Here is a 293-nt window from a genome sequence, read left to right as displayed (position 1 = left end):
ATGGAGGAAGCCAATGGGCAAGTTCTGCCAGAATTTTAACCAAGTCTATCTGGCAAGAGTTGATCGAAGGCCTACAAGTACAGGAGGACTTTCAAGGCTTTCACCTGATCGGTTACAGCATGGGAGGGAAATTTTCCCATTTAACCTTTGAGTTATTCAGTGAGCAGGTGAAAAGTTTAACCCTCATCGCTCCTGACGGGATCAAAACAGGTCTTTGGTACAGTATGAGTAGCTATCCGAATTATTTTCATCCATTTTTCAAAAGGGTCATATTCAAACCTCAGCGCTTTTTC

General features: G+C 42.7%; 1 protein-coding gene. It reads left to right on the top strand.

Annotated elements, in window-relative coordinates; all coding sequences use genetic code 11:
• Positions 1-293 (top strand): alpha/beta fold hydrolase (locus tag ACNKXV_RS14345; RefSeq protein WP_417908388.1); only part of this gene is annotated, 293 nt, incomplete at both ends.

It is taken from the genome of Christiangramia aquimixticola (assembly GCF_048285835.1).
GTDB classification, from domain to species: Bacteria; Bacteroidota; Bacteroidia; order Flavobacteriales; family Flavobacteriaceae; genus Christiangramia; species Christiangramia aquimixticola.
The sequence above is the reverse complement of the archived record's forward strand: the minus strand, read 5'-3'. Positions and strand labels throughout refer to the sequence as shown.